Annotated in this window: 13 protein-coding genes; 5 read left to right on the top strand and 8 right to left on the bottom strand. The window is 41.6% G+C overall.

Features of this window, described 5'->3' with window-relative positions:
• Window positions 1-280: 280 nt before the first annotated feature.
• Window positions 281-3,100 (top strand): excinuclease ABC subunit UvrA, encoded by a 2,820-nt coding sequence (gene uvrA, locus ACHSBP_RS15680; RefSeq protein WP_395389560.1) that lies wholly within the window; start codon window positions 281-283, stop codon window positions 3,098-3,100.
• 36 nt (window positions 3,101-3,136) lie between these two features.
• Window positions 3,137-4,132: a hypothetical protein gene (locus tag ACHSBP_RS15675; protein ID WP_395389558.1), complete on the top strand. Its 996-nt coding sequence runs from the start codon at window positions 3,137-3,139 to the stop codon at window positions 4,130-4,132.
• On the opposite strand, the gene ACHSBP_RS15670 is transcribed toward ACHSBP_RS15675, so the two are convergent.
• Window positions 4,129-4,524 carry a thioesterase family protein gene (locus tag ACHSBP_RS15670; protein WP_336435750.1) on the bottom strand — a complete coding sequence of 132 codons (396 nt, stop codon included), beginning with the start codon at window positions 4,522-4,524 and terminating at the stop codon, window positions 4,129-4,131. The two genes, ACHSBP_RS15675 and ACHSBP_RS15670, sit on opposite strands and share 4 nt — an antisense overlap.
• A 76-nt stretch (window positions 4,525-4,600) precedes the next feature.
• On the opposite strand from ACHSBP_RS15670, the gene ACHSBP_RS15665 reads away from it, so the two are divergent.
• Window positions 4,601-5,296 (top strand): 2OG-Fe(II) oxygenase, encoded by a 696-nt coding sequence (locus ACHSBP_RS15665; RefSeq protein WP_100914311.1) that lies wholly within the window; start codon window positions 4,601-4,603, stop codon window positions 5,294-5,296.
• Window positions 5,297-5,316: 20 nt separating this feature from the next.
• Here ACHSBP_RS15665 and envZ read toward each other — a convergent pair whose 3' ends face one another.
• The 3 genes from envZ to greB all read right to left on the bottom strand — a co-directional run bounded on the left by envZ (window position 5,317) and on the right by greB (window position 7,974).
• Window positions 5,317-6,624: a two-component system sensor histidine kinase EnvZ gene (gene envZ / locus ACHSBP_RS15660; protein WP_395389557.1), complete on the bottom strand. Its 1,308-nt coding sequence runs from the start codon at window positions 6,622-6,624 to the stop codon at window positions 5,317-5,319.
• A 19-nt stretch (window positions 6,625-6,643) separates the two neighbouring features.
• Window positions 6,644-7,363, bottom strand: coding sequence for a two-component system response regulator OmpR (gene ompR / locus ACHSBP_RS15655; protein ID WP_010561523.1), 720 nt, complete (start codon window positions 7,361-7,363; stop codon window positions 6,644-6,646).
• 104 nt (window positions 7,364-7,467) lie between these two features.
• Window positions 7,468-7,974, bottom strand: a complete 507-nt coding sequence (gene greB, locus ACHSBP_RS15650; protein ID WP_395389556.1) for a transcription elongation factor GreB — start codon at window positions 7,972-7,974, stop codon at window positions 7,468-7,470.
• A 156-nt stretch (window positions 7,975-8,130) separates the two neighbouring features.
• On the opposite strand from greB, the gene ACHSBP_RS15645 reads away from it, so the two are divergent.
• A complete protein-coding gene (locus tag ACHSBP_RS15645) occupies window positions 8,131-10,428 on the top strand; it encodes a Tex family protein (RefSeq protein ID WP_395389554.1) in 2,298 nt (765 codons plus the stop codon).
• 198 nt (window positions 10,429-10,626) lie between these two features.
• Here ACHSBP_RS15645 and ACHSBP_RS15640 read toward each other — a convergent pair whose 3' ends face one another.
• The 3 genes from ACHSBP_RS15640 to bioH all read right to left on the bottom strand — a co-directional run bounded on the left by ACHSBP_RS15640 (window position 10,627) and on the right by bioH (window position 12,607).
• Window positions 10,627-11,460, bottom strand: coding sequence for a putative metalloprotease CJM1_0395 family protein (locus ACHSBP_RS15640; protein WP_395389553.1), 834 nt, complete (start codon window positions 11,458-11,460; stop codon window positions 10,627-10,629).
• Between the two features lie 13 nt (window positions 11,461-11,473).
• Window positions 11,474-11,764 carry a flagellar basal body rod C-terminal domain-containing protein gene (locus tag ACHSBP_RS15635; protein ID WP_010561519.1) on the bottom strand — a complete coding sequence of 97 codons (291 nt, stop codon included), beginning with the start codon at window positions 11,762-11,764 and terminating at the stop codon, window positions 11,474-11,476.
• Between the two features lie 102 nt (window positions 11,765-11,866).
• Complete coding sequence (bioH, locus tag ACHSBP_RS15630; RefSeq protein WP_395389551.1) at window positions 11,867-12,607, bottom strand: pimeloyl-ACP methyl ester esterase BioH; 741 nt, start codon at window positions 12,605-12,607, stop codon at window positions 11,867-11,869.
• A 61-nt stretch (window positions 12,608-12,668) separates the two neighbouring features.
• Between bioH and ACHSBP_RS15625 the strand changes: the two genes are divergently transcribed.
• Entirely contained in the window at window positions 12,669-13,361 is a 693-nt protein-coding gene (locus ACHSBP_RS15625) for a ComF family protein (protein ID WP_395389549.1), read from the top strand.
• Between the two features lie 66 nt (window positions 13,362-13,427).
• Here ACHSBP_RS15625 and ACHSBP_RS15620 read toward each other — a convergent pair whose 3' ends face one another.
• Window positions 13,428-15,983: a M14 metallopeptidase family protein gene (locus ACHSBP_RS15620; RefSeq protein ID WP_395389548.1), complete on the bottom strand. Its 2,556-nt coding sequence runs from the start codon at window positions 15,981-15,983 to the stop codon at window positions 13,428-13,430.
• Window positions 15,984-16,122: the final 139 nt, after the last annotated feature.

Genomic DNA, 16,122 nt, shown 5'->3' with positions numbered 1-16,122 from the left:
AAACCTTATTGGTTATTCTAACCCGTATTTGGTTAAAAGTGTTTATCGCTTCAGGTACTCGACTAATTCCGCTACTTAAGGTGATCCAAGCAGGTAATTTCTGCTTAAATAAACTATTACCCATTAAAATTTGCGCCTACCAAGCTCTATTAAATACGCAATTTAGCCTTACAACATGATAAGCCATTTGGGGCATAGGTATAAGTTAGGGCTGTATATTTATACAATATAATGCAATACTAGGCGCAATATTGCTGTTCGCTAATGCTATAGGATAACAATGGAACATATCGAGGTTCGCGGCGCCCGCACGCACAACTTAAAAAATATCAACTTAACCATTCCACGCGATAAACTGATTGTTATCACAGGTTTATCTGGCTCAGGAAAATCATCGCTGGCATTTGATACATTATATGCCGAAGGTCAGCGTCGTTATGTTGAGTCACTTTCTGCGTATGCGCGTCAATTTTTATCCTTAATGGAAAAACCAGATGTCGACCATATTGAAGGTTTATCGCCAGCTATTTCGATAGAACAGAAATCAACATCTCATAACCCACGTTCTACCGTAGGCACTATCACCGAAATTTATGATTACTTAAGGCTGCTTTTCGCCCGTGTTGGTGAACCGCGATGCCCAACTCATAATTTACCGCTCACCGCACAAACCATTAGTCAAATGGTCGATCAGGTACTTGAGCTGCCCGAAGGCACAAAAGTAATGTTGCTTGCCCCTGTCGTGAAAGAGCGTAAGGGTGAACATATCAAGTTACTTGAGAACTTAGCAGCACAAGGTTTTATTCGCGCGCGAATTGATGGCGAAGTATGCGATCTCTCAGATCCGCCAACGCTAGAACTCCATAAAAAACATACAATTGAAGTAGTTGTCGACCGTATCAAGGTAAAAGATGGCCTACAACTTCGTTTAGCTGAATCGTTCGAACAAGCATTAGAATTATCAAATGGCGTGGCACAAATCGCCTACATGGATGAGCCAGAAAAAGACGAAATTGTTTTCTCAGCGAACTTTGCCTGTCCGAGTTGTGGTTATGCCATGACTGAACTTGAACCGCGTTTATTCTCATTTAATAACCCTGCGGGTGCCTGTCAAAGCTGTGATGGTTTAGGGGTACGCCAGTATTTTGATCCAAGCCGTGTGGTACAAAACCCAGAGCTTAGCCTTGCTGGCGGTGCTATTCGCGGTTGGGATAAGCGCAGCTTTTATTATTTCCAAATGCTGCAAGCCGTTGCAAATCATTACGACTTCGATGTTGAAACACCGTTTGAACAACTGCCAGCCGATGCGCAAAAAGTGGTACTGAACGGTTCGGGCCGTACTAAAATTGAATTTCAATATCGTAACGACCGCGGCGATGTCGTGGTGCGAAATCACGTATTTGAAGGTGTGTTAAACAATATGGCGCGCCGCTACAAAGAAACTGAATCTAATTCCGTACGTGAAGAGCTAGCCAAATACCAAACCAATCAAGACTGCCCTAGCTGTCATGGCTCACGTTTGCGTGAAGAAGCGCGTAATGTGTTTATTGGTACTACTAATCTACCTCAGGTAACGCGCATGAGTATCGGTGAAGCACAGCATTTCTTCAGCGAGCTAAGCTTTAGCGGTCAAAAAGCAAAAATCGCCGAGAAAATCTTAAAAGAGATTAGTGATCGCTTATCGTTTTTGGTAAATGTTGGCCTTAATTACTTATCACTTGAGCGCAGTGCCGATACGTTATCGGGTGGTGAAGCACAGCGTATTCGCCTTGCCAGCCAAATTGGTGCTGGCCTTGTTGGCGTTATGTACGTTTTAGATGAACCCTCAATTGGTTTGCACCAAAGAGATAATGACCGATTACTTGCCACATTAACGCACTTACGTGATTTAGGTAACACTGTAATTGTGGTTGAACATGATGAAGATGCAATACGTGCTGCGGATCATATTATTGATATTGGCCCAGGCGCAGGGGTGCACGGTGGGCAAGTTATTGCCGAAGGTACCCGAGACGACATTGTAAACTGTAAGGACTCAATTACCGGACAGTATTTAGCGGGCACCAAAGCAATTGAAATACCTGCGACTCGCCACCAGCCACAAGATAAATGGCTGGAGTTAAAAGGCGCAACAGGTAATAACTTAAAAAGTGTCGACCTATCAATTCCATTTGGTTTAATGACCTGTATTACGGGCGTTTCTGGCTCTGGTAAATCTACCTTAATCAACGACACCCTATTCAAAGTGGCGCATACTGAACTCAATGGCGCAACAACTGCCGAAGCTGCACCCTATAAATCCATTACTGGTATGGATTTATTCGACAAAGTCATTGATATTGACCAAAGCCCTATCGGACGTACTCCACGTTCAAACCCTGCTACCTACACAGGTATTTTCACTGCCATTCGTGAGTTATTTTCAGGCACGCAAGAAGCCCGTTCACGTGGTTACAAGCCAGGACGCTTTAGCTTTAACGTAAAAGGCGGTCGCTGTGAAGCATGTCAGGGTGACGGTGTAATTAAAGTAGAAATGCACTTTTTACCTGATGTATATGTACCTTGTGATGTGTGTACTGGTAAACGCTACAACCGTGAAACATTAGAAGTACTCTACAAAGGCAAAAATATTCACCAAGTGCTTGATATGACTGTGGAAGATGCGCGCGAATTTTTTGACAAAATTCCCGCTATTGCACGCAAGTTACAAACTTTAATGGATGTTGGCTTAAGTTATATTCGTCTAGGTCAAGCGGCAACAACGTTATCTGGCGGTGAGGCGCAACGTGTTAAATTGGCCCGCGAACTATCTAAGCGCGATACCGGTAAAACGTTATACATTCTGGATGAACCGACGACAGGTTTACATTTTGCTGATATTCAGCAATTACTTGTTGTATTGCATCGCTTACGTGATCACGGCAATACCATTGTGGTTATCGAGCACAATCTCGATGTGATTAAAACTGCCGACTGGATTGTTGATTTAGGCCCTGAAGGTGGTTCTGGCGGTGGTGAGATTTTAATTTCAGGTACGCCTGAAGAAGTTGCACAACATCCTGTGTCTCATACTGGTCGCTACTTAAAACAAATGCTATAAGTTACTCTTACTTAATAATAAAAATAAAGCGCCTAAATGGAATTAATTAGTCAAAAACTGCCAAAGTTAACATTAGTAAAATTAAAGCTAGTTAACTTTTGGCAGTCGCTATCGCTGCCAGAAAAACTCTATAGTTTATCATTTGCCTTGCTTGTGGTTTTTCAAGGCGATTATCAGCTTGCAGCGTTATTGACTTTAGTTGGCCTAATTATGGAGTTTTGGCCGAGGTTTACCAAGGCTTGGGACACGTTAGCTGGCAAAGCGGTGATTTTACTGTTTTATGCAGTTATAACTAACTTTGCTTTAGCCTCAAGTGCGTCGTTAGTAAATGAAGTAACCGGTGTGTCTGCTACGCACTTTAATTATACCCATAACTTTGCCATTTTAATGGTGCTGCCAAGCTGGCTGTTAGGCATTAGTGTATTTGCCTTATTTATTTACCAACTGTTTGTTCCTTTTTACTTATTTACTATTTTATTGGCAAAACCGTTTGGCATTAAAATTGTGCGCTTCTTTTCAAAAAGCAATCACCCTTTCTTTTCCAATGCGATGCGCTTTACTGTTTGTTTTACCGTACTGTTCCAGCTAATGTCGCTGTGGTTAGGCGATCAACAGGAAATTGATAGAATCTTCCAAAGTATTGACCCAAACGTCAGCACCACTGAAAAGGAGCAAGCTAAGTTTAACGAACAGCAGAATAGGTTAACGCCATCTGATACACCTGAACCAGAAAAGCCAGAGAAAGAAACATTTAGCATTAGCTTTAATGATGATTCGGGCGCCACTGACGAATTAACAATACCGATAAACCAAGGCTACGAGTCAGTTATTCATCACCTAGTAGCCATGTTTGCATATCGTCAAGAAGCCGACAAATATTCACGCTGTAGTAAACCAAACAACACTAAAGCGGTTGAACTAAACGATCATGAAGTGTTACTCATTAGCAAAGATAACAACGCACAGTATGGCTACCAATTTACCGTTACGGTGTGTGATTCACCTGCGAGCCACTTATTCAAAAATAATTAACTCGCCTTAAAATGTTCCATTAACTGCGCTTTCTCAGTATCGTTAAGTGCTACCGACGCTTTTTTATCAAAGTCATAGCGCACCATTGTGGCGTGACCTACCGCACAGAGCTCATTGTGCTGATACACTTCTTGGCAAATTACAAACGACGCATTGCCAATACGACTAATGCTGGAGTTTATGGTAATTTCCTGACCATAAAATAGCTCACCTTTAAATTCCACTTCGATTTTAGCGACAATTAGCTTCCACTTATTGCAATCTAAGTCTGGTGTAAAGAAACGAAAAAAAGGGGTACGCGCCGCTTCAAACCAAACCGGTAGCGCTGTATTATTGATATGTCCTAACGCATCTGTTTCGCTAAAACGCGGCATAAGTGTTTCACTAAACATAGTAAATGAGCTTTATAAACTAAATATGTGCTCACTATAGTTATGTTTATTAATAATTAAAATAATAAGGTCAATAATGCAGGATTTTATTCGAGTATACGACAATGTACTTAGTAAGGAGTTTTGTGACAACTTCCTCACTAAGTTTGATAACAGCCCGTTTTTAACACAAGGCAAAACCAGTGGCGGCGTTGACCTTAGTAAAAAAAATAGCCAAGACTTATATTTGAACCAACACATCGAATATCAAAGTGAGCTACAGCATATTCTGCAAAACACTACCGAAAAAGTATTTGAGTATTTTGAAGAACACTTCTTTGCACTTATTGGCGCATTTGGTTTAAAAGTTTATCACCCAAAAACCAAACAGCCGGTTGACTTAACGGTAGAAAATTTCGATGAAGTGGGTCGCCCTCAGTTACCCGTTTTAGTGCAGCAAATTTTTCGCTTAGGTCAAATTCAAGCGCAAAAATACACTGCAGGCCAAGGTGGTTACCCCTACTGGCACAGTGAGGTTTATCCGCAAAAAGGCCATAACGATAGCTTGCACCGTATTTTACTGTTTATGTTTTATTTAAATGATGTAGAAGAAGGTGGTGAAACTGAATTCTATTATCAAAATAAAAAGATCAAACCAAAGCAAGGCTCTATGGTAATTGCACCGGCGTATTTCACTCACACCCACAGAGGCTGTATTCCAGTTTCCAATGATAAGTACATTGTCACATCATGGGTACTGTTCAATACCGCAGAACAAATTTATGGTGCCTAAATAAGCTAGGCACCATAGGGTTAGTTTGTTAAATGAACTCGCAAGCTAACCTTTGCTTCTAAACCGCCCTCAGCACGATTGCGCAGTGTTACTTTTCCTTGATGCATATCGACAATACGCTTAATAATTGCAAGCCCTAAGCCACTGCCCTCACTACCGCGTGCCTGATCGCCTTGAGTAAACGGCTGAAACACTCGCTCTAACTCGTGCTCAGGAATACCAGGGCCTTTGTCTTGCACAAGGATCTCAACATACTCTTTATTCGCAGAGTATTGAGTCACAACGGTGATATCCTCTTCGCTATAGCGCAGCGCATTTTCAATCATATTGGTGATTACGCGCTTCATGGCAACATGGCTGATTGGAATATTTGGTAACGCTTCGTTAGCACTAAAGCTAATTTCTCGGCCTTGCTTTTGTTCCGATGCAACCACTTCCGAAACAAGGGCATTTATATCGTCTGGTGCTAAATCACTTAGCTTATGATTGCGTAGATACTCAATAAACTGATCAATAATCGCATTCATATCTTCGATATCGGTAATGATGCCTTCTCGTAAGTAATCCTCATGTTCCGACATCATTTCTGTTGCAAGACGAATACGTGTTAATGGCGTGCGTAAATCATGGGAAACACCGGCCATTAACAGTCTACGATCTTCTTCAACCGCAGCAAGACCACGTGACATTTGGTTAAAAGCACGCGTTACTTCAATCATTTCAATTGAACCTAGCTCGGGAAGTTGGCTCGAATAATCACCCACTTCTACCTTATTGGCCGCTTTTTGCATTGCCTTTAGAGGACGGTTTAAGTGACTTGCAAATAGCCAACCGCCTAACACGCTTAACACACCGATAAAGGCGAGATAGAAAGTCAGTACTTTTACATTCGCCTCTTGAAAACCGACTAACGGAATTTTAACCCAGTAGCCTGGCGCTTGTGGTGGCTCAACCCAATACACAAGAATATCGGTCTGACTAATGCGTACACGCGCCTCACCCTGCAAATATTCAGACATCACCCGAGACAAATAAGGATATTCGCTGGCTTGTTCTAAACCGTGTCGCATCGCTTCACGTTCACTCATCATCTCAACGCCAGTCGCCAAATAAAATTGCTCCGCAACTTCATCCGACATTTCCACACCATCTTGATGACCAATAAATACCGTGCGAACTTGTTTCGCCAGCATTAAGTTAACTTGCTCGATAGAAGGCTTTACAACGTAAAGCGTAACCGAAATATAAGATACGATTTGATTGATAAGCAGCAGTGCACCAACCAAAAAAACGGTTTGACCAAATGCACTGCGCGGAAAAATACGCATAATGTTAGCTTAGCTGTGGTTATTCTTTGCCATCTGGCACAAATACGTAGCCTAAGCCCCATACGGTTTGAATGTAACGCGGATTAGCAGCGTCTTCTTCAATCATGCGGCGTAATCGAGATACTTGCACATCGATACTACGCTCTAATGCACTGTAATCACGACCACGTGCTAAGTTCATTAATTTATCACGGCTTAGCGGTTCGCGAGGATGTGAAACTAAGGCTTTCAATACTGCAAACTCACCACTGGTAAGCGACACTGTTTCATCGCCTTTACTCATTTCGCGTGTTGCTAAGTTTAAAGAAAACTGGCCAAAGCGTATTTCGTTTTCTTCTGCCGAAGGCGCGCCTGGTACATCACTGGCACGACGACGTAAAATAGCTTTAATACGTGCAAGTAGTTCACGCGGGTTAAACGGCTTAGGAATATAATCATCTGCGCCAAGTTCTAAACCGATAATACGATCAACTTCATCGCCTTTTGCCGTAAGCATAACAATTGGAATGTCATTTTCTTTTTGACGTAAACGACGGCAAATCGATAAACCATCTTCGCCCGGTAGCATCAGGTCCAATACCATTAAATGAAAGTTTTCTCGTTCAATTAAGCGGTCCATTTGCTCCGAGTTTGCCGCAGAGCGCACAATAAAGCCCTGTTCTACTAAATAGCGCTCAAGTAAGCTGCGTAAACGCATGTCATCATCGACTACTAGTATTTTTGTTGTTTCTTGTCCCATGATTTCATTCTTCTGTTATTTTTTCTTTGGCAATATAGCCTACTATAAATACTTTTTTGACAATTGGGTAAAGGAAGAGTGTTACTAGGTATTACAAACTCTTACTATGATGCATCATAAGTAATGGCATTAATAAAAAATAATGTTTCACCCTCAGCATTTTTAAATTCAAACTCATCATCAACTTGTTTACCTAACATAGCACGAGCAAAGGGTGAATCGATGCTAATTTTGCCATTTTTCACATCAAACTCGTCTGGCCCAACAACCTGATAGTTGAAGGTATTACCTTCTTCATCTTCTACTTCAACACGGGCACCAAAAAACACTTTTCCTGCTTGTTCAGGCTTAGGATAAACAATATTCACTTGTTCTAGGCGTTTGGTCAAAAACCGCACGCGGCGATCAATTTCACGCAATCGCTTTTTACCATAAATGTATTCAGCGTTTTCCGAACGGTCACCGAGTGCCGCAGCTTCCGATACGGCTTGCGTTACTCTTGGGCGCTCTTCTTTCCATAAGTAACGTAATTCCCTTTCTAGTTCATCATAGCCGCTACGTGTAATATAATTGGAACGCTTAGGAAATACCTGCTTAGGTGGTTTTCTCATAGTTAAATAACTAGGTGTGGTAATTTATTTATTGCTTATGATTGAAAAATTTAAGTTTAGATACAAGATCTATAGGCAATATATATAAAACAAATTTTCTGGTGTGGTCTCTCAAAATTACAAACCACCCACTTTTTACCGATTTAAAGGTTTTTAATGAACGCTATTGCTAATCAATTAGCTCACGAGCTAAACGCCTCAGTACAGCAAGTGACTGCTGCAACACAATTATTAGACGATGGAGCAACCGTTCCATTTATTGCTCGATATAGAAAGGAAGTTACCGGAGGTTTAGATGATGGCCAACTGCGTTTACTTGAACAGCGCCTTGGTTATCTTCGTGAGTTAGAAGAACGTCGCTCATTTATTCTTAAGACCATTGAAGGGCAAGATAAGCTAAGTGCTGAACTAAAGGCCGACATCGATAAGGCAACCAGTAAAACCGAGCTGGAAGATCTTTACTTACCTTATAAACCAAAGCGCCGTACTAAAGGGCAAATTGCCATTGAGGCAGGTCTTGAGCCGCTGGCAAATCAATTATTAGATAACCCAGTACTTGACCCAGAAATAACAGCAACTGACTTTATTAACCCTGAAAAAGGCATTGAAGACAGCAAAGCCGCTCTTGATGGTGCCAAATTTATCTTAATGGAGCGTTTTGCGGAAGATGCAAAATTGCTTGCTAAGTTAAGAAGCATGCTACAAAAACATGCGTTTATTGAAAGCAAAGTGATTGCTGGCAAAGAAAAAGACGGCGCCAAATATCAAGATTACTTTGAACACAGTGAAGCCTTAAGCCGCGTACCGTCACACCGAGCATTAGCAATGCTGCGTGCGCGTAATGAAGGCATTATCAGCCTAACAATTAATCCTGATCCGAGTCTAGGAGATGGCAACGCTGAGTGTGTTCGTATTATCGCCGATCATTATAAATTAGACGTACTAGCGAGCCCATGGCTTAAGCAAGTGGCGCAATGGACCTGGAAAATTAAATTAGCACTTCACTTAGAAAACGAGTTTTTAGGTAAGATCAGGGAAGTTGCAGAGCAAGGTGCAATTGATGTCTTTGCTAAGAACCTAAATGATTTATTAATGGCTGCCCCAGCGGGCGCAAAAACCACATTAGGTCTTGATCCTGGTTTACGTACAGGCTGTAAAGTGGCGGTGGTAGATAAAACCGGCAAGCTGCTCGATAACGTAACGATCTACCCACATGCACCACAAAATCATTGGGATAAGTCGCTGCGTACACTAAGCCAATTGTGCCGCCAACATAAAGTTGAGCTTATTGCTATTGGTAACGGTACTGCATCACGTGAAAGTGACAAATTAATTGCCGAACTGTTAAAACAAGAAGCCGACCTAAAAATGAGCAAAGTTATGGTCAGCGAAGCTGGCGCATCGGTTTACTCAGCATCTGAAGTCGCAGCGGAAGAATTTCCAAATCTAGACGTATCTATTCGTGGTGCAGTTTCTATTGCGCGTCGTTTACAAGACCCACTTGCTGAGCTTGTGAAAATTGAGCCAAAAGCAATTGGTGTTGGTCAGTACCAGCACGATGTATCACAAAGCCAATTAGGCCAAAGCCTAACAGCTGTTGTTGAGGACTGTGTAAACGCTGTTGGTGTAGATGTAAATATGGCATCAGCACAACTATTAACACGTGTTGCAGGCTTAAACAAAACTCTTGCGCAAAATATTGTTAGCTACCGCGACCAAAACGGTACGTTTAATTCACGTAAAGAGCTTAAAAAAGTTGAACGCCTTGGTCCTAAAGCATTTGAGCAATCTGCTGGTTTCTTACGCATTAACCAAGGTAAAGATCCATTAGATAGCTCTGCTGTTCACCCTGAAGCGTATGAGATTGTGAAGAGTATTGCTGCAAAGGCGGACGTTTCAGTGGCAGAACTCATTGGTAATTCAGGTTTACTAAAATCTCTTTCACCACAAGACTTTGTTACGGATAAGTTTGGCCTACCAACCATCAGCGATATTTTAGCTGAGCTTGATAAACCAGGTCGCGATCCTCGTCCAGAATTCAAAACAGCAAGCTTTAAAGAAGGTGTTGAAACAATCGCAGATCTCAAGCCTGGTATGGTTTTAGAAGGTGTTGTATCAAACGTTGCAAACTTTGGCGCCTTCGTCGATGTGGGCGTACACCAAGACGGCTTAGTGCATATTTCATCATTAACAAACAAGTTTGTTTCAGACCCACGTGAAGTGGTAAAAGCAGGCGATATTGTAAAAGTAAAAGTGCTTGAAGTAGATGTCGAACGCAAACGTATCAGCTTTACGATGCGCCTAGACGAAGAAGTGCGTGAGAAAGCACCAGCTGCTAAACCAAAAGCGAATAAACCAGCGCAAGCTACTGCAAAAAAAGCAAAGCCTAAGCAAAACAATAATGCCGCTATGGGTAACGCATTTGCTGAAGCATTCGCAAAACTAAAGAAATAACGTGATTTAAGCTACGGGCTGTTGATCTTTCAAGTTCGTTTTTGCAGCAGTTTGATTGGGGTTTATACAAGGCAGAGGCTGCGTGACATAGTTATTCTATGTGAGTCAGCCGATAACACAGTAGAAAACCCAATCAAGCGCTGCCGAATTGTTATAAACACAATCATAAAAAAACCGCACAGTGTGCGGTTTTTTTATTTATGCATAGCTTGCTAAATTAGGCCGTTCAAACGGCGACGTTGCAGCCTGATAGAATTTAGCAATACGCTCTGCTCGCTGATTAACTTCAGAATCACGACGCTCACTAAAATCGTAGTTAGTTTGCTTAGCCTCGCCATCATCAGCCTCTGTATCTGAGCTTTCTTCGTTTTTATCAAAAAACGTACTCAACTCAGCATTCAAATCAGCTCGCGCTTCGCTCATTTTCTGATTTGCTTCAGCAGCAATCGAGCGATCCGCTCCTGACGGTTCTTGTGGGGCTAATGCTGCAGCGCGTACTTGCTGCATTTTGTCTATGGTTGCCTGCGGGTCGTTAGGTACTTCGCTTACATCAATCGGCACTTCACCCGCAACTGCATAATTGTTGCCATCGCTACCACGCTCATATTCGTAACTTGGGCTACCAGCATACTGACCACCCACTGCCGCATGTGCTTGCTCGTGTGCTTTAACTTCGCGATCTCTTTGCTTAAGCTGAGAAAGTGCTTGTGCCTCTACTTGTTCAAGCTGTTTTTGCTTATCTTGCTCTTGTTGCTTACTTTGCTGCTCTTGCTGATCCTGATCTTGCTTTTTTTCACTTACTTTAGTGATGTCTTCGGATTTATTTTCGAGCGCGTCTTGGTTTTCAATTTGGCTGCTGCCAGGTTGACGTATTTTATCTTGATCAGCTGCGAGACGGGAATTTGCAGCGGCAGCTTCTGCTTGCTTTACAGGCGTAACTAATTCGCGCAACTGATTATCACGTCGCGCTGTTTCAGTATGTACATTAGCCGTGTTTAAGCTAATGTTTGGATAAGTAGTTACGATGTTCATTTATTTTGCTGAGCTAAACTCTTACATCAATTAACGTGCCCAACACCTCGTCAGCCGTTTGAATTGAACGGGTATTTGCCTGCGCATTAAATTGTTCAACCCTAAGGTTAACTAGCTCGTTAGTTACATTAACTGGCGGGCTTTGCGCTTCACGCGTTTCTGGTGCTGGTTCGGCGCGTTCAACTTCTCGTTCCGTTTGCGCACGTGCAATATTTGCTGAAGACTCAGTAATACCATCAGAAGCACTTTGCAGGCCTTGCAAGCCAGCATTAAATGCAGACCCCAAGTTGTTTGAAACGTCCATAAACACTCCTTTATTCATAAAGAATAGTGACAGCTTTATTATCGCTCAAAATTCCATCAAAATAAAGTTAAAGCGGCAATAAATTGCCGCCCTGAAAATGTTTTAACTTTCTATATGAGATAACAATAAGTTAGTAAATTCTTGCGGGTGAGAAATAAAAGGTGCATGAGATGCTTTAGCTAGAATATCTGCCTTAAATTGAGGATTAAGTTGCTGCATTTTTGCGACAGCTTTGACTGGCACAAGGGAGTCAAGACGGCCAAAAATACCAGAGATAGGCAAAGGAAGTTGCGCAAAAAGATCTCTCAAATCTTCATTTTTTAAAATAGCTAAACCTCCTGATAACGCGATCTCTTGCGCCGCTGGGTATTCAGCAAGCAGGGCTTTTATTTGCTTAATGTCTTGCTTTGCATGCTCACTTCCCATTGCTTGAATTGCCAAAAATCGCTCTACAGTTTTTTGGTGATTGGTGCTCAATTGCGCCATAAACGTGTCTAACACCTTATCGTCAATACCACGCCACTGTTCACTACTTGCAAAAAATGGGGTTGAAGCAACCAGCACTATTTTCTTTACTTTATGTGGGAAAAGCGCAGCGATTTTTAACGCAATAAGACCCGATAAAGACCAAGCAACTAACACCGACTGATCTGCAATATCTGTTGCAAGTTGCCTTGCAACACACTCTAAATCATAAACAGCATCGCTAAATTGATTACCGCCAAAACCAGGTAAATTCAAAGTATGTATCGTATGGTCACTTTGCGCCTCAAGTGCATCTTTTTGTAACTGCCAAATACCTTTATTCATGCCCCAACCATGCAACAGAACTACATCAGCCATGCTTTGCCCTCACTTTAAATTTTTGCCGCTATACTAACAGTTAGCGATATGGAAATCCTATATGAATTACTGTTACCGACTTTTCAATTGGGCATTACCAAATTTATGTGTGTGTTGCCATCAAACGGTTCGTGCTCCGGCAAAAATTTGCCGCACATGTCTGTCTGATATTGCACGGTTAAATTTTAAAAGCTCAGCAAACCTACTTCACCGCCCAGATATCAACAAACTAATACCCAACCCTACATTTGACTCACTCTTTGCAGTCTGTTGGTATCAACATCCGGTTTCAGCCTGGCTAAAAGGCCTTAAATTTAATAAACAACTGACGTACAAAGCAGCATTACATCAGTTAATTAAAGCGCAAGTAAAAGATGCGCAAACAGAACAAAATTGGCAAATGCCTGATGTATTAATGCCAGTTCCATTGCATTGGCAGCGACGCGTTGTTCGCGGTTTCAATCAAAGTGAGGAAATTTGGCAACGTACCAGTATTGCGGTTGATACCAAATCCATTACCCGCGTCAAACGCACTAAGCCACAAAGCGAACTCAATAAACGCGATCGCAAAACCAATATAAAAGGGGCGTTTAGTTGTAACCTCACACACCAATATCGACATGTGGCAATTGTTGATGACATCATAACGACCGGTTACACGGTTAATGAAATTGCAAGGTTGTTAAAAAGCGCTGGGGTGAAACAAGTGTCTGTTTGGGTGTTTGCGATTAGCGATCCAACTAAACCTAGGTAAGTTCATCCAGTTAACAAAAAAGGCGCCCAAGACGCCTTTTAAACAATAAACTTTTAGTAACGTACGTTATTTAGCATCAATCGCATGACCAAAGAAAATAGCATTACTTAGTAAACGGCTTGTGCCATACCAATAACTACGAAACACTGGATTATCTGACATTGCAATCACTTTGCCCTTACCATAGTTATGCGCCATTAAAACACCGGCACCGGCTATTTGCTGATTGTTTAGCTCATGACTAAAGCCCGCTAATAGCGGTGTTTTAGTGTAGGTTGCAACATTTACAAATGGCTTTTCACTTGGCTTTAAAACAAAGGTGCTATTTTTAAATACTGGCAATGTGCCTCGCTCAAATGAGAAGCTTAATGGGTGGCTCAAATCGATATTCGCATTAAAAATAGCACCTGCAATTCGTTTATCACCATGGTAACTATCTTTATCAGCGTAACTCAAATTATCGGTTGGAAAAGCTTTTGCCATGTCATTGCTTGAAAGATATTCGGCTTTCAAAATACCTTTGTCCGCTAAAAATTTTGCGCCCGATTTATGACCCCAAATTACACCACCGTGTTGCACCCAATACTTTAGCTTTTCAACCATTTTTGCATTTACAGTCGAAAAACTGCCATTGGTTAAAATAACATGGGTGTAAGATGCTAAATCAATGCGTTCCAAACGATCTAAATCAACCAAAGTAGCTGCAATATCTAAATAACGGTCAAGGTAATACCAAACTTCACCTACTTCATATTGGCTGGTACCTTTACCGCCTAATAGTAATACTTTTGGTGTTTTTAACGGCACGATATTGCGCGAGCCAATATCAACACCTTGCGCTGTTAATCCCGATGATATTTGATGTACTTTTACCGGTGAATTGCTAGCTAATTGCTTAACTTTGTTAAACCAATCAGCATCTTGTTGCAGACCCTTAGCGATAATAATTGCGCCAGCAGCAAAGCGTTGTTCACCATTTGCAGTAGATGCGGTAAATGGTTTCATTGCCGCTCGAGCAATAACACCATTTTGCTGTAACTGTGATAGCAGTTTTGGTGCTAGGTAATCGTTCCATTCAAAGGCAAATGCATAGCTTGAGGCTAAGTTCTGGTTTTCAGTTTGATTAGCTGGCTGCCATGAGTCTTGGTATTTAATACCGCGGGTTGAGGTTACAGCAGAAAATTCAAGGTTAAATGAATGCGCTAAGTTCCAACCTGAAACATCATAAAAGGTATTATCGTTAAAGCTTGTTTGCTCTAAAAACGCACCTTTAATTAAGCGATATTGAGGCTGATTTAGCGGAATATAAACACTGCGATTAGCGGAGAAATCTTGCTTGTTAACGCTAATGTCTTTACTAAGCGGATATGCCTTAATCTGATGCTGCTGCAATAGCGACAAAAATAACTCATAACGTGACGTGTCGTTACCAGCCGCAACTACATAGCCTTTTACTTTATCTTTTTTCGCAAGCTTTGCGGTATCTTGATAAAACTTCTGCTGGTAAGACAATAAAGCCTGCTTGCCCGATACAACCGCATCAAAAGTAGATAAAGAAGTCGTTAATTGGTTTTTTACTGCATCATAAAACTCGCGTACACCATTGATAGTTTCATGCTTGTGGCCTCGTGCACTGCCTTGCTCAAACAAAATACCAATGGTGCCATGAATATCTGGATAGGTAGAACCCTTACCAATATAAAAATCATCAAAGCTTTCCTCGGTAAAGTACAGCTCACCTTGTTGATCTAATGCGGCTGCGTGAAAGGTCGCTATTTCTTTTGTTAGTTCTACATTTTGCTCAGGAGTAAGCGGAAACTTACGCGATGGAATACCCGGTTGGAAAAAATAAGTGCTGTGTGGACCCATTTCATGAAAGTCAGTTAATACATGAGGCATCCATTGATGATACTTAGCAATACGCGCCTGCGACTCTGGGTGCTGAAGCAACAACCAATCTCGGTTTAAGTCTGTAAAATAGTGATTTGTTCTGCCGCTCGGCCACGATTCATTGTGCTCTCTGTGGTTTTCATCTGCGACTAAGTTTTTGCCTTTGTGACTATTCACCCACTGTGCAAATCGCGCTAAACCATCTGGGTTTAATGCAGGATCTAACAAAATAACTGTTTCGTCTAATAAGCGATTAATTTTTTCACCTTGCGCTGCAGCAAGATAATAGGCAACTAATAACGCAGCATTACTGCCACTGGCTTCGTTGCCATGCACACTATAGCCCATCCACGTGATTACAGGTGCATCAGCATTGATTTCAGTACCTTCGATTGATTGTGCTAAGTGCTGTTTACGCACAGTTTCAATGTTATTTAAGCGAGCTGGGTTAGCAATCGTTAACAATAATAACGGACGTTGTTCATGGCTGTAACCAATCACCTCAATGTTGATGCGCTCACTTTTTTCAGCTAACAATTTCATGTAGCTAACAAGCTGATCATGGCGAACATGCCAATCGCCTACCTGATAACCCAGAACAGACTCTGGCGTAGGAATAGAAGGATCGAAACGAATATTATCGTCAAAATAAAAGTTTAAGTTCTTTGCTGAACTGATACAGCTAAACAGTGCCAAACAGGCTGTTATTAAAAAAAAGGACAGCTTTTTCATAGTGATGCCATAATGATAGGTTAGTTATATTTATTGCATTTTTATGCACATTCACAGTAACAATGTTTACTAAGCAAACCTACAGCTTTAAGTTGAAGCAGCAAAAAAATAAGATAAGTTAAAACCTTTTCAACTTGCC

Source organism: Pseudoalteromonas sp. XMcav1-K (assembly GCF_044005875.1).
Lineage (GTDB): Bacteria > Pseudomonadota > Gammaproteobacteria > Enterobacterales > Alteromonadaceae > Pseudoalteromonas > Pseudoalteromonas spongiae.
Note: the sequence above shows the minus strand (reverse complement) of the source record. Positions and strands in the feature narration are given on the sequence as shown.

Bases quoted from the DNA above. Each gene is read 5' to 3' on its own strand.
- uvrA (WP_395389560.1), top strand. From the start codon at position 281: ATGGAACATATCGAGGTTCGCGGCGCCCGCACGCACAACTTAAAAAAT.
- ACHSBP_RS15675 (WP_395389558.1), top strand. From the start codon at position 3,137: ATGGAATTAATTAGTCAAAAACTGCCAAAGTTAACATTAGTAAAATTA.
- ACHSBP_RS15670 (WP_336435750.1), bottom strand. From the start codon at position 4,524: ATGTTTAGTGAAACACTTATGCCGCGTTTTAGCGAAACAGATGCGTTA.
- ACHSBP_RS15665 (WP_100914311.1), top strand. From the start codon at position 4,601: ATGCAGGATTTTATTCGAGTATACGACAATGTACTTAGTAAGGAGTTT.
- envZ (WP_395389557.1), bottom strand. From the start codon at position 6,624: ATGCGTATTTTTCCGCGCAGTGCATTTGGTCAAACCGTTTTTTTGGTT.
- ompR (WP_010561523.1), bottom strand. From the start codon at position 7,363: ATGGGACAAGAAACAACAAAAATACTAGTAGTCGATGATGACATGCGT.
- greB (WP_395389556.1), bottom strand. From the start codon at position 7,974: ATGAGAAAACCACCTAAGCAGGTATTTCCTAAGCGTTCCAATTATATT.
- ACHSBP_RS15645 (WP_395389554.1), top strand. From the start codon at position 8,131: ATGAACGCTATTGCTAATCAATTAGCTCACGAGCTAAACGCCTCAGTA.
- ACHSBP_RS15640 (WP_395389553.1), bottom strand. From the start codon at position 11,460: ATGAACATCGTAACTACTTATCCAAACATTAGCTTAAACACGGCTAAT.
- ACHSBP_RS15635 (WP_010561519.1), bottom strand. From the start codon at position 11,764: ATGGACGTTTCAAACAACTTGGGGTCTGCATTTAATGCTGGCTTGCAA.
- bioH (WP_395389551.1), bottom strand. From the start codon at position 12,607: ATGGCTGATGTAGTTCTGTTGCATGGTTGGGGCATGAATAAAGGTATT.
- ACHSBP_RS15625 (WP_395389549.1), top strand. From the start codon at position 12,669: ATGAATTACTGTTACCGACTTTTCAATTGGGCATTACCAAATTTATGT.
- ACHSBP_RS15620 (WP_395389548.1), bottom strand. From the start codon at position 15,983: ATGAAAAAGCTGTCCTTTTTTTTAATAACAGCCTGTTTGGCACTGTTT.